A 19,269-nucleotide genomic window follows, 5' to 3' on the forward strand; every position below is an offset into this window, starting at 1 on the left:
TGGACGTGGATGGGCGGGGCTAATTCATTGTCCACCGCCCCCAGGCCTTCGTCGGGAACGGCCAATCGCTAGGTAGCGCCATGAGGCTGTTGAGCAATCAAAAAGTCGTCCAGGTTGGGCAGCGCTCGATTCAGGGTATGAAGTGCGTCATCCACAATTGCTGCTGCCACAACCGTCGAGGTCGCGTCAAGTCTCACAATCGCGGATCCCTGGAGCCGGTGGCCTACCCAACGCAGCTGTAGGCGATCGACAGAGGTAACGCCGGGTACGGCGAGCAGAGCGGCATTCGCGCGGTCGACGAGTTCTGGCTCGATTCCGTCCATCAGCCGTCGACCGATGCTCCTCACTGTGCCCCAGAGGAGCACGATGATCGCTCCGGAGATGAGAATGCCGACGATTGGGTCCGCCAGGGGGAATCCGAGCATGGCGCCAATTGCGCCCGCGACCACCGCCAGGGACGTGAAGCCGTCGGTGCGCGCGTGGACCCCGTCGGCCACAAGCGCAGCCGACCCGATGCGCTGGCCCACGCGGATGCGGTATATCGCGACGGCCTCGTTACCTGCGAAGCCGATGACGCCGGCGGCCACGACCCACCAGAGGTTTTCAAGCGGATGTGGATCCAGGAGTCGTGCGATCGACTGCCACGCCGCGACGACGGCCGAGAGAGCGACGACCACGACGATGAACAGACCGGCGAGATCCTCGGCCCGGCCCAACCCGAAGGTGTACCGGCGGGATGCGGCGCGGCGGCCAAGGATGAAGGCGACCCAGAGCGGCACGGCGGTGAGGGCGTCGGAAAAGTTATGGATCGTGTCAGCCAAGAGGGCGACGGACCCGCTGATGAAAACGACCCCCAGCTGCAACACGGTGGTAGCGAGAAGCACGAAGAGGCTGATCTTCAGCGCCCGCACACCCTCCTTGCTGGCCTCGAGGGCATCGTCGATCGAGTCGGCGGCGTCGTGACTGTGTGGCACGAACAGGCCGTAGAAAAACCCTTTCAACCCAGTCGGGTGGGAGTGAGTGTGTACTTCACCGCCGTGGTCGTGGTCGTGGTCGTGGCCGTGGCCGTGGTCGTGCTCGTGCTCGTGCTCGTGCTCGTGCAGATGGTGCTTGCTTGCTGAACTCATGCCCCGGCCTCCGAGTGATGATGGCGTGGGTTCGAACTCAGCGAGTGCTCGGCTTGGAAGATCGCGTCGGATACCAACTGCCTTGCATGTTCATTGGCCAGGCTGTAGAACACCTTGGTTCCCTCCTGCCGGCTGGTCACGAATCGTGACAGGCGCAGCTTGGCTAGATGCTGTGACACTGACGGCGGGGACTTCTCCAGCAGCTCGGCCAGGCTGTTGACCGAGAGTTCGCCGTCGCGCAGGGCGAGAATGATACGGATCCGGGTGGCATCTGCGAGCATCGCGAATACTTCAACTGCCAATTCGACGTATTGGCTGTCCGGTTCACGTCCGCATACGGGCTTATCTGCATCCATACGCAGATTCTTACATTAAACCGCGACGTCGCGTAATCGCAGTGACCCGCACCATCAGTGCGAATCGTTGAGCAACGGAAACTCAACGGTGAAGGTCGCGCCTCGGCCGACACCCCCACTCTCTGCTTGGATGCTTCCACCGTGGGCCTCGGTGATGGACTTGGCAATCGCCAGGCCTACTCCCGACCCGCCGTGAGCGCGGTCCCGGCTCGCGTCCACTCGATAGAAACGCTCGAAAACATGCGAAATATGGTCGGCCGGAATTCCATCGCCCTCGTCGGACACGGCTATCGCCGCCCTGCCGTCGACTAGCGCGGCGGAGATCACCACCTCGCGCCCGGCCGGGGTGTGTCGAACTGCGTTGTCGAGGAGATTTGTCAGGACCTGACCGATGCGATCGCTGTCCCCGCTGACAGCAGCGTCCCGGGCGTCTGCGGACATGGTGACCGTCAGCGTGACGTTCTGGGCAGCGTATTGCGCCGTCGCCTGGGCTACCGCATCCGCGACTACCTGGGAAACGGGCAGGCGTCGTCGGTGCATAGTGAGTCGGCCTTCCTCTGCAGTCGTCACGATGGCGACGTCCTCGCTAAGCCGTGCCAGACGGGTGACCTGGTCCCCCAGCATCGTGAGAGTTGCCGGGTCCGCTTCTTGGACGCCATCGGCGATGGCCTCAAGGTAGGCGCCGATGGTGGTGATTGGGGTACGCATTTCGTGCGCCAGGTCGCCCAGCATCCTCGTTCTGGTCGCTTCGATCCGGCCCAGATCGGTGGCCATCGAGTTGAAGGCCGAAGTGAGGTCGTCAAACTCACTGCCCAGGCCCACAGCGGGGATACGCGCCGTGTAGTCCCCGTCCGCCACGCGGCCAGCCGCTTCAGTGACTGGTGCCAGGGATCGCGTGATCCGGCGGGAAAGGAACAGGCTCACCCCGACTGACGCTGCCAGAGCAGCGAAAAGGGCCACGGCAAGGGAAAGCATGGATGCCGTCCGGAATGCCTCCTCGGCATGCACCGTTGAGTCAGCCCCAGAACCACCCATGCCCATCATGTGAACGTGGAATATGGCTGGGCCGATCCCTGCGACGACGACCCAAGCAGTTGCGACTCCGACAAGTACAACGACGAGGATGGCGCCGAGCAGGCGAGCGCTGAGGTCCCTAGGGCCAGGGACCCGAGTGCGTGTTCTGCTCACGCTCCGACGCCCATCTGGTAGCCGACCCCGCGCACTGTCCGGATGAAGACCGGTGACGACGGATCATCACCGATCTTGCGCCGCACATGCCCGATATGCACGTCCACCAAATGCGGATCGCTCATCCAGCCGTCTCCCCATACGGCATCAATCAGTTGCTGCCGAGAGAAGACAATTCGAGGTTGGCCGGCCAACGCCACCAGCACCTCGAACTCGGTGCGGGTCAGGTCCACCGGTTTACCGCTTCGGTGAACTTCGCGGCCGGCGACGTCGATTTGAAGGGAGCCAAAGACAAGAGGCGGTGTGCCGAGCGCGGCGGCTTGTTCGCTAGGGCGCGGTCGGCGGAGCATAGCGCGCACTCGAGCCACTAGCTCTCGCGGGCTGAATGGTTTGGTCAGGTAGTCGTCTGCTCCGACAGAGAGACCGACCAGCTTGTCGATCTCCTCGACCCGCGCGGTCAGCATGATGATGTAGCAATCAGTGAAAGTGCGCACGGTACGACAAACCTCAATGCCATCCATCCCTGGCAGGCCCAGGTCGAGAACGATGATGGCGGGGGCCCAATCTCGTGCCTTCGTCACGGCGGACTGGCCGTCGGCCGCCGTCTCAACGTCGAACCCATCTCGCTCCAAGTAGCCGGCCACCAACTCGAGCAGCGGTACCTCGTCGTCGACCACCAAGACTCGCGGACGCGGCTCCTCAGTGGTCTGTGGCCTGAAGGTCGTTGACATCATGGTCTCATTGTCCCTCCGGGTTCATCCCGGAGCGCTCTCATGTGCGGCTGCAGCCAATATCCCCAGTCAATCTTTGTCAAAAGCCTGACTAATGGGTTTCGCTCACCGCTGGTTGCGTCGTCCGTGCCGCATGGGTGTCTGCCGAGTCCGGTAGGTGCAGTCTCTTCAACAGCAGTGCATTGACGGCAACAATGACGCTTGAGCCTGACATGGAGATCGCGGCGATCTCCGGGCTGAGCTTGATGCCAAACCCTGGATAGAAAATCCCCGCTGCAATCGGGAGGGCGATCACGTTGTACCCGATGGCCCACCCGAGGTTCTGACGCATCTTGCGAACGGTGCCTTTTCCGATGCGCAGGGCGATGGAAACGTCGAGCGGGTCGGAGCGCATGAGGACTACGTCCGCGGTCTCGATGGCGACGTCGGTTCCCGCCCCAATAGCGATTCCCAGATCAGCCTGAGCCAAAGCGGGAGCGTCGTTGACGCCGTCACCGACCATGGCTACGCGTCTCCCCGCCTGCTGGAGCGCGGCGATCTTCGCTGACTTTTCCTCTGGCAGTACCTCGGCGATGATCGTGTCGATCTTCAGCAGGGACGCAATTCGCTGGGCGGTGGCCTCGTTATCGCCGGTCAACATCACGACTTCAATTCCCGCATCATGAAGCGCTTCTACCGCGGCGGACGCGGTCTCTCGGACGGCATCCGCAAGAGCGACGACCCCGACCGCCCGGCCGTCGACAGCAATAAGCACTGCCGTTCGCCCCGTCGCCGCCAGCCCATCGCGTTGCGGGATGACCAGTTCTACATCTACGCCCTGATCGAGAAGTAGTTTGCGGTTGCCCACGAGTACCCGGCGGCCGTCCACCGTGGCTCCGGCACCGTGGCCTGGAACGTTTCGGAAATCCGACGCGGTCAGAATCGGGACGTTCCTGCTGGTGGCGTAGTCCACGACAGCACCGGCAAGGGGGTGCTCAGATTCCCTCTCGACGGCGGCCACGAGGGCTAGGAGAGATTGCTCGTCGTAGCCGATGGTGAGGAAGTCTGTGACCTCTGGCTGTCCTTTGGTGAGGGTGCCGGTCTTATCCATCACAACAGTGTCGATTCGAGCCGCGGTTTCCAGGGCGGTGGCGTTCTTGAACAGAACGCCACGCTTCGCTCCCAGTCCGGTACCGACCATGATTGCCGTTGGCGTGGCCAATCCGAGCGCATCAGGGCAGGTGATGACGACCACGGTGATTGCAAAGAGGATGGCGGTCGGGAGGCTGGCCCCAGTGAAAAGCCACGCCGCCAGTGTCAGCCCTCCGCCGATCAGGGCCACCAACACGAGCCAGAACGCGGCTCGATCAGCCAGGCGTTGACCGGGTGCCTTAGAGTTCTGGGCTTCCTGAACCAGGGCGACAATTTGGGCCAAGGCGGTATCTGCGCCAACTTTTGTCGCCCGCACCCTGAGTGTTCCGGTGGTGTTGACCGTTGCGCCGATGACGGCTGATCCGACGGACTTTGCGACCGGCAGGCTCTCGCCCGTCACCATGGACTCATCGATGTCGGAATCGCCCTCCTCGACGACTCCGTCGGTCGGGACCTTGGAGCCAGGCCGCACCATCATCAGGTCACCGGGAAGTACTTCAGCGGTGGGCACTTCGATCGCCTCACCATCACGGAGGACGATCGCCATGGAAGGTGCGAGCTCTAACAGCGTGCGAATGGCATCGTTCGCTCCACCGCGTGCCCGCATTTCAAACCAGTGGCCCAACAGTACGAAGCTGGCCAAGACCGTGGCCGCCTCATAGAAGACCTCGCCGCCGCCGGTCAACGTCACGATCACGCTGTACAGCCACCCGGAGCCCACTCCCACCGCAACGAGCACCATCATGTCCAGAGTTCGAGCTCGCAGCGCTCGGAACGCACCATCGAAGAAGATCCAGGCCGCGTAGAAGATCACGGGGAGAGACAGAATCAACGAAAAAACGTCGTCCCGAAGGCCAAACGGTGCGGGCACCGTGAAGCCGATCACGTCCCGTCCAATCGGCGACCACAAAATGATCGGTATCGACAATATCGCCGCCACCAGGAACCTGTTGCGCATGTCCCGCACCATGGCATCCATCGACATGCCTGCGTGAGCTCCGCCATGGCCCATCGTGTCCTGAGCTGTCCTTGTCGCGTGCCCCTCGTGGGTCACAGCTTGGCCGTGCCCCTCATGCGGCATGGGCGAGATGTGCGTCATGCCCATCGGCTGAGACTTGTCGCTCGCCCTCTCGGAGCTCTCTTGGGGATCGCATATGTGATCAGGAACCGAACGGCCCGCGCAGTGATAGCCGCAGTCTCGGACCCAGCGGGTTAGCTCAGCTACGGACGTCTGACCGGGGTCATAGGTGACTACCGCTGTCTGGGCGACCGGATTTGCCTCCACGCGAATGACTCCAGGTCGGCGGCCCAGCATGGATTCGGCGACTGCTTTGGATGACGCCCACTGCACGCCGCCAACCTCCATCACTGCTGATACCCCTTCGGTGCTCATGGGCAGGTTCCTTCCTTTGCGCTTCGAGAGATGACCTTCGCGTCCCACAGGGCCGACGCTATACCCCCCTAGGGTACCTGTCAACAAAGGCCCGCGAGCCGGTCGGTTCCACGTTTTCGAAATGCAGCTTCCAGGCGATCGGGTGAACTTTATACCCCAAGGGGGTATAGTTCGATGTACCCCCCAGGGGTAGACGTGACGGAATTGACCGTCAGCAACGAAGGGAACTTCTGATCATGCTTACTGGTAAAGAAAATGACCTCGGCCTCACGGACTCATCCTGCGCGTGCTCTCACGGCTCACATTCAAGCGTCGCCGACGCTTCACCCATAGCTACCTCAGGCTTTTCGAGCAGTTTCCAGGTTGCCGGGATGACCTGCTCTCACTGCGTCGCGAGCGTGACCACAGAATTAGGCCGATTAGCGGGTACTGACAGCGTCAGCGTCGACCTCGCACCCGGCGGCCTCTCCTTGGTCACCGTGTCCAGCAGTAGTCCTGTCGACCCGGCGGCAATTGCCGCCGCCATCGATGAAGCGGGCTACGAACTGATCCTCGAGACCCCATGAGTGGCATTCAGGTCGATCTTGTCGTCGGCGGAATGACCTGCACTTCGTGTGCAGCACGGATCGAAAAGAAACTGAATCGGATGACGGGAGTCGAGGCCACCGTCAATTACGCGACGGAGAAGGCGAGCGTGTTCATTCCAGACGGGACGTCCGTTGAGGATGCCATCGCCACCATTGAGGCAACCGGGTATACGGCCGTTCTCCCCCGTCCCGTGAGCCCCGCGCTTGACGTGACAGCAGCGCCCACCGAGGCCGACAAAGAAGTTGAAAGTCTCCGCCAGCGACTCGTGATCTCTGCCGTATTGGCAGCACCGGTCGTGGCCCTTTCCATGGTCGCTCCCCTCCAGTTCTCCAACTGGCAGTGGCTTGCCCTTGCACTCGCCGGTCCCGTAGCGATCTGGGGCGCTTGGCCATTCCACCGCGCTGCCTGGGTCAACCTGCGGCACGGTGCAGCGACCATGGATACCTTGATCAGCATGGGAGTGCTCGCGGCACTTGGGTGGTCGCTTTACGCCCTGTTCTTCGGTACCGCGGGGATGCCCGGAATGACGATGAGCTTCAGCCTCACGACAGAACCCGGCGGCGCCGCGCACGAAATCTACCTCGAAGTTGCGTCGGCCGTCACGGTCTTTATCTTGGCCGGGAGATACTTCGAGGCGCGGGCGAAGAAGCAATCGGGCGCGGCCCTCCGTGCCTTGCTCGAACTGGGCGCGAAGGAGGCAACACTGCTGCGTGACGGCGTCGAAACAACCGTGCCTACATCTTCTCTGATTGTCGGTGACCATTTCGTGGTGCGGCCCAGCGAAAAAATCGCCACAGACGGCACGGTCGTCGAGGGCAACTCGGCGGTCGATGCGAGCATGCTCACCGGAGAGTCCGTTCCCGTCGAGGTCGGCCCGGGTAATGCCGTGGTCGGCGCCACTTTGAACTCCGGTGGCCGCCTCGTCATCCAGGCAACACGTATCGGCTCCGATACTCAGCTGGCCCAGTTGGGTCGCTTGGTCGAACAGGCCCAGACCGGCAAAGCGGAGGTGCAACGACTCGCTGATCGAGTATCCGCAATTTTCGTGCCCATCGTGATTGCCCTCGCCCTCGGCACCCTCGTTGTGTGGCTTCTGGTCGGGGCCGGCCCTGTGGTGGCATTCACGGCAGCGGTGGCGACACTGATCATCGCCTGCCCCTGTGCCCTCGGGTTGGCCACGCCAACAGCTCTGCTCGTCGGAACCGGTCGGGGCGCTCAACTCGGCATCCTCATCAAAGGACCGCAAATTCTCGAGTCGACTCGACGAGTCGACACCATTGTTCTCGACAAGACCGGCACCGTCACAACCGGGCAGATGACTCTCGTTGCTGTGCATCCGAATGAAAACGTCACCGACGAGGAACTCCTCGTTTTCGCCGGCGCTGCAGAGTCGGGATCAGAACACCCGATCGCCAAGTCGATCGTAACCGGAGCGAGGGCGCGTGTGCTGACCCTTCCGACGCCGGAGTCGTTCTCGTCCACGGATGGTCTCGGTGTGCAGGCCATTGTGGACGGACGCGTCGTGCTGGTGGGACGCCCCAGCTGGCTCAGTGAGAAGTGGTCAATCCAGCTCCCCAGCGAGCTCAAGCTCGCCTTGTCCTCGTGCGAATCGCACGGGCAGACAGCTGTAGCCGTCGCCTGGGACGGGCAGGCGCAAGGCATCCTGGCGGTATCTGACGTCGTCAAGGACTCCAGCGCCGCCGCAATCGAAGAGTTTCGTCGCCTGGGTTTGCAACCCGTGCTCCTCACTGGTGACAACGAGACCGTGGCGCGCGTCGTAGGAACAGAACTCGGCATCGCCGATGTTCGTGCTGGCGTCCTCCCGGCCGAGAAAGCCGAAGTGATTCGGGAACTCCAGCTAGAGGGGCGCGTTGTGGCCATGGTCGGCGACGGAGTGAACGACGCAGTGGCGTTGGCTACCGCCGACCTGGGCATCGCGATGGGCACCGGCACCGACGTCGCCATCGAGGCCAGCGACCTGACCCTGATACGAAGCGACCTGGTCGCTGCCGCGGACGCTATCCGGCTTTCTCGTCGCACCCTGGCAACTATCAAGGCCAACCTCTTCTGGGCTTTCGCGTACAACGTGGCCGCGATCCCTCTTGCCATGCTGGGCCTGCTCAACCCGCTGATCGCCGGTGCCGCCATGGCGCTGTCGTCGGTCTTCGTCGTCAGCAATAGCCTGCGACTGCGCGGTTTTCGCGGGCTCAACTTACGGGTGACGGAGACGACCTCCCCAGCCTGAAGGCTCACCCGGTCGAGACCAGCTGACCTGCACCCCGGCATTCCCAGCTGAACTTTGTCAAGTGCCGATACGGTTTTGAGATATCCGCGTTTGCAACCTGGTTTGATCCGCACTGGAGGTGACATGAACCCGCACGGCAATTCCGTAGCTGGCCGTCGCCAAAGGCCCGGCCTCGCACACGCGTTCACAGCCGTTCTGGTCCTGGCAGCCATGCTGCTGGGCATCCTGGCCATGCACTCCATGATCGGCGACCACGGCCTAGTATCGGGGGCGGCCGAGTCCACCGCACATTCCGACACCATCCCGAGTGGCGCTGAATTCCGAACTGACGTGGCGGTCGCGGCGACAGCGGCGACAGCGGCGACAGCGGCGACAGCGGCGACAGCGGCGACAGCGGCGACAGCGGCGACAGCGGCGACAGCGGCGATGATCCCACTCGTGGCGCACGCCGAGGTCGGGTTGTTGGGCTGCGCTGACTGCATGCTCGAATGCGCCGTGTGGGCGATGACCTGCGCCATTCTGCTGGTCCTGGCGGCTCTCATCATTCTCGCCCGCTCCCCGGCCACGTATCGGCGCCTGCTCGAGGCTGGCGGACGCGTCGTCTCTGTCTTCCATGGCCCTGCGCTTCATCTTTTCCGGCCTAGCTTGGTCGTTCTTTCCATCAGTCGCACCTAAAACCGGCATTGGCCTTCGCGTCACTTGACGCCTGCCTTCACGACGCCGTATGGCGAACCGGTTTCTTACGCCTGACTCTGAATGGATTAACAATGCCCAAGCCACGTACCTACCTGCTTACTGCCGCGGCCATCGCGACAGCGCTCACGCTCAGCGCCTGCGCCGGCGGAACCACCGATACCGGTTCATCCGCCGCCCCCAGCTCCCCCGATTCCTCCGCCTCCTCGGTCGATTTCGCCGACGCGGACGTCGAGTTCGCCCAGATGATGATCCCCCATCACGAACAGGCCGTTGAAATGAGCGACGACCTCCTTGCGAAAGACGGCATCGACCAGCGCATCGTGGATCTGGCCACCGAGATCAAAGACGCCCAAGAGCCCGAAATCAAGCAGCTCGAGTCGTGGCTGACAGCATGGGGCATGGATGACACCAGCTCCAACGAGATGGATATGTCCGAGATGGATCACGGCACGGACGGCATGATGTCCGATGACGATATGAACGCCCTCAAGTCCGCGTCCTCAGAGGACGCTGGGAAGCTATTCCTCGAACAGATGATCATTCATCACCAGGGCGCCATTGCGATGGCGCAGACCGAGATCGATAAGGGACAATTCCCGGACGCGGTGGACATGGCCACGAACATCGTGGAGAGCCAGACCGCTGAGATTGATGTCATGAACGACATCCTCGCCACACTGTAGAACTACTCCACCAGGATCGGGGCCGCGCATCGCGGCCCCGCTCCGCGGCGTGCCCAACTCGGACACCATCTCCTCGCCTCCCTGAGGCACCGATGGAGCGCGCCATCGTGATCGCAAGGACCACCTCTTCATGACCGCAGCACCCGATCTTTCCCGCAAACAACTGCGCCTGGCCGAAAAACCGCACCGCCGCCCCCGAGCACAACGCCCACTCCCCGCGACCCGCCAACCGGCCCGCCGCCTCAAAGTCACGCTTCAAAAACAGCTGTCTTCCGCGGCCGCCCTAGCGTTCGCTACCCTCCTCGCCGTCAGCGTTTCGGTCCCAGCCCTTGCCGTGAACCCCAACGCCCAGACCCTCGCCTTGCCCACTGAGCGATCCGATGTGGAAGTACAAAGCTTGACGGCGTCGGGAAACGGAACCATCGCCGTCGCCCAGGACACGTACACGTCCCAAGCCATCCAGGAGACGCTGCGGACTGAGGACTCGCTCCCGGGCGTCTACTCCCAGACCGCAAATACCTACGTGAACTATCTCGGCTCCACAATTCAGTGGCCCTTTCTTGTCGGAGTACCCATCACCACTGACTTCGGCCCTCGGATTCCCCCGTGCGATGGATGCTCCAGCTTCCATAAGGGCATCGATATGAACCCGGGCGTGAATACTCCGATCCAAGCGGTCGCGAATGGCGTCGTTAGAGAAGTCTCGAGAACTGACAAAAGCGGACTGGGTGTGTACGCGATCATCGACCACATGATCGATGGACGTCTCGTCAGCAGCCTGTACGCCCATATGACGGAAGGCACCCTGGCACTTGCCGTCGGCGACCCCGTCCTCGTCGGCCAGCTGGTGGGAAACGTCGGCAATACGGGCCAGAGCACCGGGCCACACCTTCACTTCGAGATTCTCCTCGATGGCGTCACACCCATTGACCCGTACGCCTGGCTGACAGAAAAGGTGAGCGCACAATGACGAACCCCAAACGTGATCAACGTCGCACGCCGCACTGGAACCTGAAAGCCCTCTGGGCCGCGGCCGTGGTCCTGACTTTGGTGTCAGGTGGAGGCTGGGCTGCCCAACCGGCAGTAGCAGCCGAGTATCCTTCCTGGTCTGATGTTGAAAACGCGAGAGCGAACGAAGGGTCCAAACAAGATCAAATCAGCACACTCAACACCCTCATTTCCGGCCTGACAGCCGACGTCGCCGCCGCACAAGAAGAGTCCACACGCCGGAGCGCCGAGTTCGAACACGCCCAGGGCGCTTTCGACGAAGCCACCTATCGCGCCACAACTCTGCAAGCCCAGGCTGACGAGGCCGGCGCGCAAGCCGCACTCTCCAGCAAACAAGCCGGCCGGCTCGCGGCAGGGCTCGCCCGCAGTGGAGGCCCCGACCTTTCTGTGGCCATCCTCCTCGCGGGAGACGAGACAGATACTCTGCTGTATCAACTGGGCGCCATGAGCAAACTCACGGAACGTTCCGCCGCGGTCTACGATCAAGCCGCATCCGACCGAAACTCCGTAACCGCCCTGACCGACCAGGCGAAAGTGGCGCAACAAGAACTCGGCTCCTTGGCCAAGGAGGCCGAGACGGCCCTGACCAAGGCCATTGCCGCTAGCACCGCGGTGGAAGTCACGCTTGCCGAGCAGCAAGCAAACGCGGGCACCATGCAAGCCCAACTTGCCGTGCTGACCGACGGCCGCGCCGCCACTGAAGCCGACTTTGCCAAGGGAGAGGAAGCTCGACGGGTTGCCGAGGCTGCGGCAGCGGCCGCCGCGGCAGCAGCGAAGGCATCTACTGGCGGTTCGGGAGGGTCGAGCGGATCAGGCTCAGACTCCGGCCAGCTCAGCGGACAGGGCTGGGCTCTTCCCGTGTCCGGGTGGATTAGTGACAACTTCGGTCCGCGTCCCAACAAACCCGTCGCCGGAGTGGGCGCGTTCCACTACGGCACGGACCTCGCCGCCGGGTGCGGCGTTCCGGTCAAGGCCGCGACGGGCGGCACCGTCATCTACTCCGGGTACCTCGGCAGTTATGGCAATTGGGTGCTCATCGAGCACGGCAATGGTGTCCAGACCGGGTACGCCCATAACAGCGAGATCCTGGTCAGCAACGGCCAGCAGGTGTCCGCAGGGCAGACCATTTCGTTGGTCGGGACCACCGGAGCATCCTCCGGCTGCCACCTGCACTTTGAAACTCGAGTTGATGGAGCCCGCATCGATCCGGAGCCGTTCATGAGCGCACGAGGCATCACCCTTGGCTAGGCGACGCCAGGCCCAGGCGGCAAGCACACCGCCGATAGCTGTGGTCCTCAGCGCCGCAAGTCGTCGACTAATGACCTCACGCATTCACGCCCCCAAAACCCAGGAAACGACACCGAACCCATGAACGTTCCGGCCAGCATCTCCAGCCCCGACATCAGCTCCATTCAACTGGGACCCTTCCAGATCCATTTCTATGCCCTCTTCATCCTTGCCGGGATCGTCGGCGCGGTGGCCCTCACCTCCCGGCGTCTCACCGCGCGCGGCGGGGCTCCCGACACGGTGCTCGACATCGCCCTCTGGGCTGTGCCCTTCGGCATTATTGGCGGCCGTTTTTATCACGTGATCACCCACCCCACCGACTATTTCTACCCCGGTGCTGACCTCTGGAAGACGCTCTACGTGTGGGAAGGCGGCCTGGCCATCTTCGGCGCTATCCTGTTCGGCAGTTTGGGCGCATACATCGCCTGTCGCCGGGCGAGGCTGCGCTTCTTGTCCTTCGCCGATGCCCTTGCACCGGGGATGCTGTTGGCCCAAGCGTTCGGACGGCTCGGGAACTACTTCAACCAGGAACTCTTCGGCACTCCGACGACTCTCCCCTGGGGACTACAGATAGATCCAACCCAACCCGCATTTCCCACTGGCCTGCCCGAGGGCACGCTCTTTCATCCACTATTTCTCTACGAGATTCTGTGGAATCTTCTCGGGGTGATCATCATCTTGCTCGCCGAGCGGCAACTCAACCTCCGGTGGGGACGCGCACTGGGTCTCTACCTAGTCATCTACGGGATGGGCCGCACCTGGTTCGAGTCCTTTCGACTCGACCCCACCGAGTTCGAACTCGGCGGGTTCAAAATCAACATGCTCATCGCCACTCTCGTCGCCATTGCAGGGATCCTATTGATCATTGTGCAGTCGCGACGCCACCCCGAGCCCGAGACGGACCCCACGCTGCCGATTAGCCAGGGCAGCGCTGAGACCCCGGCTGAAGATGTCTGCGTGCCATCCGATGCATCGGCCCCCGGAGCCCCTGAGCGAGGAAGGCAGGGATGACCGTCATCGGTTATGCGCGTGTTGCAACGCGCAAGAAGAGAGTTGATGAGCGAGAAATCGCGTTGACCGCGGCCGGCGCCGAGCGCGTATTTGTGGACCACGGCGAGTCGAGGAATAAGGCGTCGCTGCCGCAGTTTTCAGCTTGCCTGGATTACTTGCGGGCAGGTGACCTCTTGTTGGTTTGCCAGCTGAGCCAGTTGGATCGGTTGGGTCGCGACGATCGTTTGATTGCGCTGCTTCATGAGCTCGGCGAACGCGGCATCGGACTTCGTTCGCTAGCGGAACCGGCGATCGATACGACCGGCCTCTCAGGCCGGGCCCTCTTCGACATCATCGCTGTGTTCGCTCAGCTGCGTACTGAGTCGATCCAGGTGCACCGGCGCGATGGCCCCGCCCCGGCTCGAGCGCATGGGCGCAACGGCGCACGCCCCACAGATATGACAAACGAGAGGATCGCTGTAGCTATCGATATGCGCGAAAGGGGCGCCACGATTGACACGATCGCCACCACTCTCGGCGTCGACAACGTGACTGTGCAACGTGCGCTCCTGAGCAACCCGGACGGACAGCCGAAGTTGGCGCGCGAGATGAGGGATGATGTCGGGCAGACGAGCCCGCTGCCCGTCTCGCGTCATTTCACGTAGGAGACCAGGCCGATCATGCCGCGAGCAGCGTGGTACGCGTTGTGGCAGTGGACGAGCCATTGGCCTGGATTATCAGCGTCGAATTCGACGGTGACGGTTTCCCCCGGCCGAACAATGACGGTGTCCTTGCGTGCTCCGTTGCCCGCGATCTGAAAGCTGTGTCCGTGCAGGTGCATCGGATGCCACATCATCGTGTCGTTGATCATCGTGATCTGCACCCGCTCGTTGAGGCTGACATCGAAGGCACCGGCGTAGGGGTCGTCCATGTTGAAGGTCCGCCCGTTGATGCTCCAGTCGTAGGAGTGCATCCCTCCCGTCAGTCGCATCTCGTGTCGCCGGGTCGGCGTGCGGGACGGGAGGCGGACGGATTCATCTGCTCGCAACTGACCGCCGTCGGTGACGTCACCTGTCAGAGTGGACGGCATGCGACCCGGCGAGGGTGGGGTGCCAGAACCTGTGCGGATGAGTCCGTAGGCGCTTCCGTCCTTGCCTTCGGGGAAAGCCAGAACTGGAGTGTAGCCGTCGACGACGGTGACGAGCGCATCGATGCGTTCGCCCATTCCGAGGACAACTGCGTCCACCTCCTGGTGCTGGACGGGAAAGCCGTCGGTGTGGGTGAGGGTGAGCTTCTGCCCGGGGATGCCCACCCTGTAGGCGGTGTCCCCTGCCGCATTGATGATGCGCAAGCGGATCCGATTACCCGGTCGGCTGTCGAACACTTCGGCCTTTTCCGGAGCCTGGCCGTTGAACAGATGGACGGGGAATGGCACGTCGCCCGCGTCACCGCCCAAGTATGAGCTGGTGAAGGTCGACCCCATTCCGCTCATGCCCGAATCCATCCCACTCATACCCGACCCGTCGGCCAAAGCGTGCAGCGCATCGTCGGGGGTGCCCGGGAGTCCGTCGAGCCAGTCGTCGAGGAGGATGACCCATTCCTGGTCGTAGGCCATCGGTTCATTGAAGTCGTCGATGATGAGCGCGCCCGACAAAGCACGTTCTCGCTGCATGTCCACGTGAGAGTGATACCAGTAAGTGCCGGGTCGGTGGAGCAAAAATTGGTATTCGTAGTCGCTGCCTGGAGCTATGGCCTTTTGGGTGACGCCTGGGACGCCGTCTGCATCGTTTCGCAGGGCCAGTCCGTGCCAGTGGATACTTGTCGACTCTGCCAGGGCGTTCGTCACCTGCACCTTTAGGAGGTCTCCCATTTTTGCGCGGATGAGAGGTCCGTTGAGTGTCCCGTTGTATCCCCACGTGGTGAGAGCGGTGCCGGCCACCATAGTGTCGAGAGTGCCCGCGGTGAGGTCTTGGGTGACAGTGCCGCCGTGGGCCGCACGGCGCGTCTCGTACAGGCCGACCAAGGGATCTGTCGACAGTATCCGGTCGACCCCAGCTCGCGTGCCGGGGCCCGTTGTGCATGAGGCAAGGACCGCTGTCGCTGTCGCGCCAAGGGTCGCGCCGAGGAAGGTGCGCCGGGTGAGGTGATTGACCATCATCGCTCCGTTAGCTTGGGCTCGCGGGTAAGCGTGTGGCCGGCCACTCCAGTGAGGAGAGATGGCGGCGTAGTTTCTTTTCGGACAGTCGGCCGTAGCTGAACAGCTCGCCGTCGATCAAGATGCCCGGGGCGAAAACGATGCCGACCCGGTTGGCAAGCTCACGCCCTTCGGCTGATGCCAATGGAATTTCCACGATGTCCAGGGGGTACTCGTCGCTGAGCTGCGCCAAGGTGTTCGTGGCGTTCACGCAGGACGGGCATGATTCCTGGGTCAGGACGGTGATCATCATGATCCGCTCACCCCGGCAGCCTTCATGTCGGCGAGCAGGTCGGTCATGGACACGTACATTGTGTAATCCGGGGCGCCGCCGTAGTCGGCGCGCCACTGAATCGTGCCGTCAGGCCCTACAAGGATGAAGCTGTGTCCGGCGCGGGAGTCGCCCATCATGCCGTAGTCGTTCGCACCGTACTCCTTGATGACGTCCATCTTCGTGTCCGCCAGGGCGACGGAGGCGAGCTTGTCGTCGTCCATTTTCTGCGCGATCAGGTCCACCGGTCCACTGGTGATCGTGAGCACATCGTCGACTCCGGCGGCGGTGAGCTGGTCAGATGCGGCGTCTAGGTCACGCATCTGGTCCCAGCAGGGCTGGCAGCCCAGTCCCTCATGGAAGTACAAGAGCACCGATTTGCCCGAGTAGTCGCTCAGATCCACAGTGTCCCCCGTGGTGGACTCCATTGCGAATCCCGGAGCTGTTTCGCCCACCCCCGGAGATCCCACCGCGTAGTCGGCCGCATCGGCGCTCCTGCCCATAGGAGCAGACTGGGCCGTCTGGGCGGGTGCGGAGGGCTGCTGGGCGAGAACGAGGAAAAAGGCGCCGAAAATTGCCACGACCACGCCGGCACCGATGAGCACGGCAAGGCGGTTCGTGTTCTTCCTCAGCGGCCGCATCGCTGCAGCCGGCTTCTTGTTGCGTGATGCCATTACTGTGATTCCTTTGCATTGTCGTGACATGCCGGAGTGGTCGCACCGGCCGCAACCGGTTCTGACGTATCTGGCTCTGTCGCCGAAACTGTGTGACCGGCCTGTGGGCGTCGAGCGCGCAGCGCTTTCCACACCAGGGTGGCAAGGGCGGCGAAGACCACGAGCGCCGAGAGCCAGCCGGGGATGAAGCCGACGGACTGCTGAATAACCACAGCTGCGTGGTTCAGCCAGGCGGTGACCCGTACCTGCCAGCCGTCGGGCGCCATTCCGATGCCGCGAACCGCGATGATCATGGTGACGATACCCATCCCGAGCATCAGTCCGCCGGACAACAGGCTCGACAGCGGCAGCCGTCGTCCGCCGGGTCTCAAGGCGACAGTGCGCGCTGTGAGCAGACGGCTATTGCTCCAGTCTTTCCGGTCCCACACGAGCGCAAGGACGCATAGCGGGGCGACCATGCCAAAGACGTAAGCAATACCCACTAGTGCGGCGGTAGAGATGGACGACGCCGCCCCCGACATCGCGGCAACTCCGGCCAGGACTGGTGCACAACACGCACTCGCCGCGCCAGAAAACACGCCCAAACCGTACACGGAGCCGATTCCTGACCCTGAACTCTTCCCCGACGGCATCGGGAGCATCAACTTCCACCCCACCAACGTGGCGACACCCACAATGACCATGGCAATTCCCACCACGCTGAAGATCCAGAAGTGGTACTGCCCTAGGGCGCGGCTCACGATCGCGGCCCCCAACGCGATGGGCAGGATGATCGTGCCGACACCGGCAGCGAAAACCAGTGTCATGCCCAGGATCTGGCCACGACGGCGAAAGCTGGACGCGAAGAACGCCGGCAACATCACCGACACGCAGCACGGGGCCAAGAGGGCGACGATACCGCCTAAGAACGAGGCGAGAATCGTGGTGGAGAGCAGGACCTGCTCCATGTATTGCTCCTTCAAAAGTGCACGGACTCACCGCCGTGCCGTGGGGACGGGGCGGACGCCCGAGGGTTAAACGTGGGTCGTGGTCTTTACGGGTTCGTCGGTAGCGGCGTGAAGGTGGGAGTCGTTTGAGGTGTCGCTGCCCTTGGCTTTGCCGCTGCGCATCATCATGAACATCATTCCGATCATCATCACGGGGCATGCCAGAACCGCTGCGATGGGTAGCGCCTCGCCGATCGATCTTCCGGCTACGAGCAGTCCGCCGAGGATGACGACACCGATCACGATCATGCCGATGAGATGAGACTTGCCGCCGTGGTTGTGCCCGTTCATGGACCTTCTCTTTTCTGGGGTTCGGTTTGGTGGACTGCGTCCTCCGGCGGCGTGTCAGCCCCTCGGCTATTCACGGGGAAGATCTGAGCGATCGCCCACACACCGAGGATGACGAACACCACACAAATTCCGGCGAGAGTCGGCCACGCACTCATGACCATTGCTTCCTCCTACCGGAATGTCTTGTCATGACTGTGGTCCGTCTACCCGCGCCTCTCGGTGCAGGTTTGACGAAGAAACGATGAAGAATGCTCTTCACCTCCGAGGGATCTCTCAGCCTTGGACTCCGCCAGAACAGGGAGCGCCGGGTTCGGGGGTTTGTGGGCCCTGCAGATAGGTGGAGAGGAATTCGCTCAGTCTCGGGTCGCCTGCACTTTCGACCTGGAGCCGCTTACCCCACGCGGTGGCGATGATCGGCGCCGGCAGGTCCGGATACGGGCTCAAGATCTCATACGAGTTCTCTGTTGCGTTGGAGGTTAGGGTCTCCAGCTCAGATGCAGGCAGGTCAGTTTGGTAGGTCACCCATACGGCTCCGTGCTCAAGGGAATGGACAGCACGCCACGTATCCACCGGCTGCGTGTAGACCCCACAGTTGGTCAGGTCCTCGGAATGATCCCCGCCTACCGGTGGCAACTCCGGGAAGGCCACCGTGCTGCGCACGTGCCCACGGCTGAGCTTCGAAAAGCTCTCCACTCCTTCGATCATCGAGCCAGCCGCAGAATTGTCGTCAGACTCTGCTTGCGGACTTCCGAAGACAACGACTCCAACTGTCGCCAATACGGCGGCAATCAGGACGGCACCTGACCCGAGGAACAACATCCTCCGTCGTTGCTCGTCCTTCTTGATCTTCCCTTTCGCCTCATCCACGATCGCTTGCCGGCCGAGTTTTCGCTCGCTGTTCGATTGCATTTCTAATCAGTTCATTTCTGTGGGTGCTGTCGGTTGTGGTGGTTTCTGTGCCAGACGGTTGGCTCAGGGGTGATGGGTATCGTGCGCTACTCGCGAGGATCCCGTGGAGGGTTGCAGCGTCGGCCCGCTTATAAGCGGGCCAACGACGTAGGTGGAGAGGAGGAACATCACAATGAAGATTGCTAGGGCAATTCCAGGAGCCCACCAGCTCGCGAATTTTCGGCGCAGCGAAATGAGCATCGGCACCGACGCTACGAAGCCGACGACACCGAAAAGGACGGTTCCGCCGCTACCCGCTACGAGTGCCGAACCGACCAGAGGGCCGATGTGATGGAGGACGTGCGGCACCAGGCCCGCGATCCCTCCCAGGGCCCCCGTAACCACCGTCCAAATGGTCCGAGGTCGGGCCTGGGTCTTCGCTGCGGGCGGCGCTAACCCGACGATGGAGACATCGTCAGTGCGTGCCGATGGAGTGCTCATCGTTCCACCATCGCCCGCGAGCGCATTGATAACGATGGAGT

The 19,269-nt window shown here is 62.5% G+C and carries 19 protein-coding genes; 8 read left to right on the forward strand and 11 right to left on the reverse strand.

From position 1 onward, the window contains the following. Positions 1-68 precede the first annotated feature (68 nt). The 5 genes from B7495_RS11110 to B7495_RS11130 form a co-directional block, all read right to left on the reverse strand. Positions 69-974 carry a cation diffusion facilitator family transporter gene (locus B7495_RS11110; RefSeq protein WP_240632212.1) on the reverse strand — a complete coding sequence of 302 codons (906 nt, stop codon included), beginning with the start codon at positions 972-974 and terminating at the stop codon, positions 69-71. Between the two features lie 149 nt (positions 975-1,123). Next, positions 1,124-1,483: a metalloregulator ArsR/SmtB family transcription factor gene (locus tag B7495_RS11115; RefSeq protein ID WP_088456622.1), complete on the reverse strand. Its 360-nt coding sequence runs from the start codon at positions 1,481-1,483 to the stop codon at positions 1,124-1,126. A 54-nt stretch (positions 1,484-1,537) separates the two neighbouring features. After that, positions 1,538-2,407, reverse strand: coding sequence for a HAMP domain-containing sensor histidine kinase (locus B7495_RS11120; RefSeq protein ID WP_240632213.1), 870 nt, complete (start codon positions 2,405-2,407; stop codon positions 1,538-1,540). Between the two features lie 260 nt (positions 2,408-2,667). After that, on the reverse strand, positions 2,668-3,405 hold the full coding sequence (locus B7495_RS11125; RefSeq protein ID WP_168195311.1) for a response regulator transcription factor: 738 nt from the start codon (positions 3,403-3,405) through the stop codon (positions 2,668-2,670). A gap of 88 nt (positions 3,406-3,493) precedes the next feature. After that, positions 3,494-5,926, reverse strand: a complete 2,433-nt coding sequence (locus tag B7495_RS11130) for a cation-translocating P-type ATPase (protein ID WP_088456624.1) — start codon at positions 5,924-5,926, stop codon at positions 3,494-3,496. Between the two features lie 398 nt (positions 5,927-6,324). Here B7495_RS11130 and B7495_RS19660 point away from each other — a divergent pair, with 398 nt between their 5' ends. The 8 genes from B7495_RS19660 (at position 6,325) to B7495_RS11170 (ending at position 14,088) form a co-directional block, all read left to right on the forward strand. Next, on the forward strand, positions 6,325-6,492 hold the full coding sequence (locus B7495_RS19660) for a heavy metal transporter (RefSeq protein ID WP_240632214.1): 168 nt from the start codon (positions 6,325-6,327) through the stop codon (positions 6,490-6,492). Beyond that, complete coding sequence (locus B7495_RS11140) at positions 6,489-8,759, forward strand: cation-translocating P-type ATPase (protein WP_088456626.1); 2,271 nt, start codon at positions 6,489-6,491, stop codon at positions 8,757-8,759. Before B7495_RS19660 ends, B7495_RS11140 begins: the two co-directional genes overlap by 4 nt. A 123-nt stretch (positions 8,760-8,882) precedes the next feature. Next, entirely contained in the window at positions 8,883-9,434 is a 552-nt protein-coding gene (locus B7495_RS11145; protein WP_121678486.1) for a hypothetical protein, read from the forward strand. 92 nt (positions 9,435-9,526) lie between these two features. Then, on the forward strand, positions 9,527-10,138 hold the full coding sequence (locus B7495_RS11150; protein ID WP_088456629.1) for a DUF305 domain-containing protein: 612 nt from the start codon (positions 9,527-9,529) through the stop codon (positions 10,136-10,138). Positions 10,139-10,268: 130 nt separating this feature from the next. After that, positions 10,269-11,108, forward strand: coding sequence for a M23 family metallopeptidase (locus B7495_RS11155; protein ID WP_088456630.1), 840 nt, complete (start codon positions 10,269-10,271; stop codon positions 11,106-11,108). Continuing rightward, a complete protein-coding gene (locus B7495_RS11160) occupies positions 11,105-12,394 on the forward strand; it encodes a M23 family metallopeptidase (RefSeq protein WP_088456631.1) in 1,290 nt (429 codons plus the stop codon). The genes B7495_RS11155 and B7495_RS11160 overlap by 4 nt, the downstream gene beginning before the upstream one ends. Before the next feature lie 120 nt (positions 12,395-12,514). After that, positions 12,515-13,444, forward strand: a complete 930-nt coding sequence (gene lgt, locus B7495_RS11165) for a prolipoprotein diacylglyceryl transferase (RefSeq protein ID WP_088456632.1) — start codon at positions 12,515-12,517, stop codon at positions 13,442-13,444. Next, positions 13,441-14,088 (forward strand): recombinase family protein, encoded by a 648-nt coding sequence (locus B7495_RS11170; protein WP_088456633.1) that lies wholly within the window; start codon positions 13,441-13,443, stop codon positions 14,086-14,088. Before lgt ends, B7495_RS11170 begins: the two co-directional genes overlap by 4 nt. Here the strand turns inward: B7495_RS11170 and B7495_RS11175 are convergent. The 6 genes from B7495_RS11175 to B7495_RS11200 form a co-directional block, all read right to left on the reverse strand. Further along, a complete protein-coding gene (locus tag B7495_RS11175; protein ID WP_088456634.1) occupies positions 14,076-15,581 on the reverse strand; it encodes a multicopper oxidase family protein in 1,506 nt (501 codons plus the stop codon). The genes B7495_RS11170 and B7495_RS11175 overlap by 13 nt on opposite strands. 7 nt (positions 15,582-15,588) lie before the next feature. Beyond that, positions 15,589-15,870 carry a thioredoxin family protein gene (locus B7495_RS11180; protein ID WP_088456635.1) on the reverse strand — a complete coding sequence of 94 codons (282 nt, stop codon included), beginning with the start codon at positions 15,868-15,870 and terminating at the stop codon, positions 15,589-15,591. Continuing rightward, entirely contained in the window at positions 15,867-16,562 is a 696-nt protein-coding gene (locus tag B7495_RS11185) for a peroxiredoxin family protein (RefSeq protein WP_088456636.1), read from the reverse strand. Before B7495_RS11185 ends, B7495_RS11180 begins: the two co-directional genes overlap by 4 nt. After that, positions 16,562-17,509 (reverse strand): cytochrome c biogenesis CcdA family protein, encoded by a 948-nt coding sequence (locus B7495_RS11190; protein ID WP_088456637.1) that lies wholly within the window; start codon positions 17,507-17,509, stop codon positions 16,562-16,564. Before B7495_RS11190 ends, B7495_RS11185 begins: the two co-directional genes overlap by 1 nt. Before the next feature lie 66 nt (positions 17,510-17,575). After that, positions 17,576-17,839 (reverse strand): hypothetical protein, encoded by a 264-nt coding sequence (locus tag B7495_RS11195; RefSeq protein ID WP_088456638.1) that lies wholly within the window; start codon positions 17,837-17,839, stop codon positions 17,576-17,578. A 273-nt stretch (positions 17,840-18,112) separates the two neighbouring features. Continuing rightward, a complete protein-coding gene (locus B7495_RS11200) occupies positions 18,113-18,748 on the reverse strand; it encodes a DUF3105 domain-containing protein (protein ID WP_088456639.1) in 636 nt (211 codons plus the stop codon). Between the last annotated feature and the right edge of the window lie 521 nt (positions 18,749-19,269).

Source organism: Cryobacterium sp. LW097, assembly GCF_002205495.2.
GTDB classification, from domain to species: Bacteria; Actinomycetota; Actinomycetes; order Actinomycetales; family Microbacteriaceae; genus Cryobacterium; species Cryobacterium zongtaii.

Coding starts and splice junctions, on each gene's coding strand:
- B7495_RS11115 (WP_088456622.1), bottom strand. CDS start 1,483: ATGGATGCAGATAAGCCCGTATGCGGACGTGAACCGGACAGCCAATAC.
- B7495_RS11125 (WP_168195311.1), bottom strand. CDS start 3,405: ATGATGTCAACGACCTTCAGGCCACAGACCACTGAGGAGCCGCGTCCG.
- B7495_RS11195 (WP_088456638.1), bottom strand. CDS start 17,839: ATGAACGGGCACAACCACGGCGGCAAGTCTCATCTCATCGGCATGATC.
- B7495_RS11145 (WP_121678486.1), top strand. CDS start 8,883: ATGAACCCGCACGGCAATTCCGTAGCTGGCCGTCGCCAAAGGCCCGGC.
- B7495_RS11155 (WP_088456630.1), top strand. CDS start 10,269: ATGACCGCAGCACCCGATCTTTCCCGCAAACAACTGCGCCTGGCCGAA.
- B7495_RS11170 (WP_088456633.1), top strand. CDS start 13,441: ATGACCGTCATCGGTTATGCGCGTGTTGCAACGCGCAAGAAGAGAGTT.
- B7495_RS11190 (WP_088456637.1), bottom strand. CDS start 17,509: ATGGAGCAGGTCCTGCTCTCCACCACGATTCTCGCCTCGTTCTTAGGC.
- lgt (WP_088456632.1), top strand. CDS start 12,515: ATGAACGTTCCGGCCAGCATCTCCAGCCCCGACATCAGCTCCATTCAA.
- B7495_RS11160 (WP_088456631.1), top strand. CDS start 11,105: ATGACGAACCCCAAACGTGATCAACGTCGCACGCCGCACTGGAACCTG.
- B7495_RS11180 (WP_088456635.1), bottom strand. CDS start 15,870: ATGATGATCACCGTCCTGACCCAGGAATCATGCCCGTCCTGCGTGAAC.
- B7495_RS11140 (WP_088456626.1), top strand. CDS start 6,489: ATGAGTGGCATTCAGGTCGATCTTGTCGTCGGCGGAATGACCTGCACT.
- B7495_RS11150 (WP_088456629.1), top strand. CDS start 9,527: ATGCCCAAGCCACGTACCTACCTGCTTACTGCCGCGGCCATCGCGACA.
- B7495_RS11175 (WP_088456634.1), bottom strand. CDS start 15,581: ATGATGGTCAATCACCTCACCCGGCGCACCTTCCTCGGCGCGACCCTT.
- B7495_RS11200 (WP_088456639.1), bottom strand. CDS start 18,748: ATGCAATCGAACAGCGAGCGAAAACTCGGCCGGCAAGCGATCGTGGAT.
- B7495_RS11130 (WP_088456624.1), bottom strand. CDS start 5,926: ATGAGCACCGAAGGGGTATCAGCAGTGATGGAGGTTGGCGGCGTGCAG.
- B7495_RS11185 (WP_088456636.1), bottom strand. CDS start 16,562: ATGGCATCACGCAACAAGAAGCCGGCTGCAGCGATGCGGCCGCTGAGG.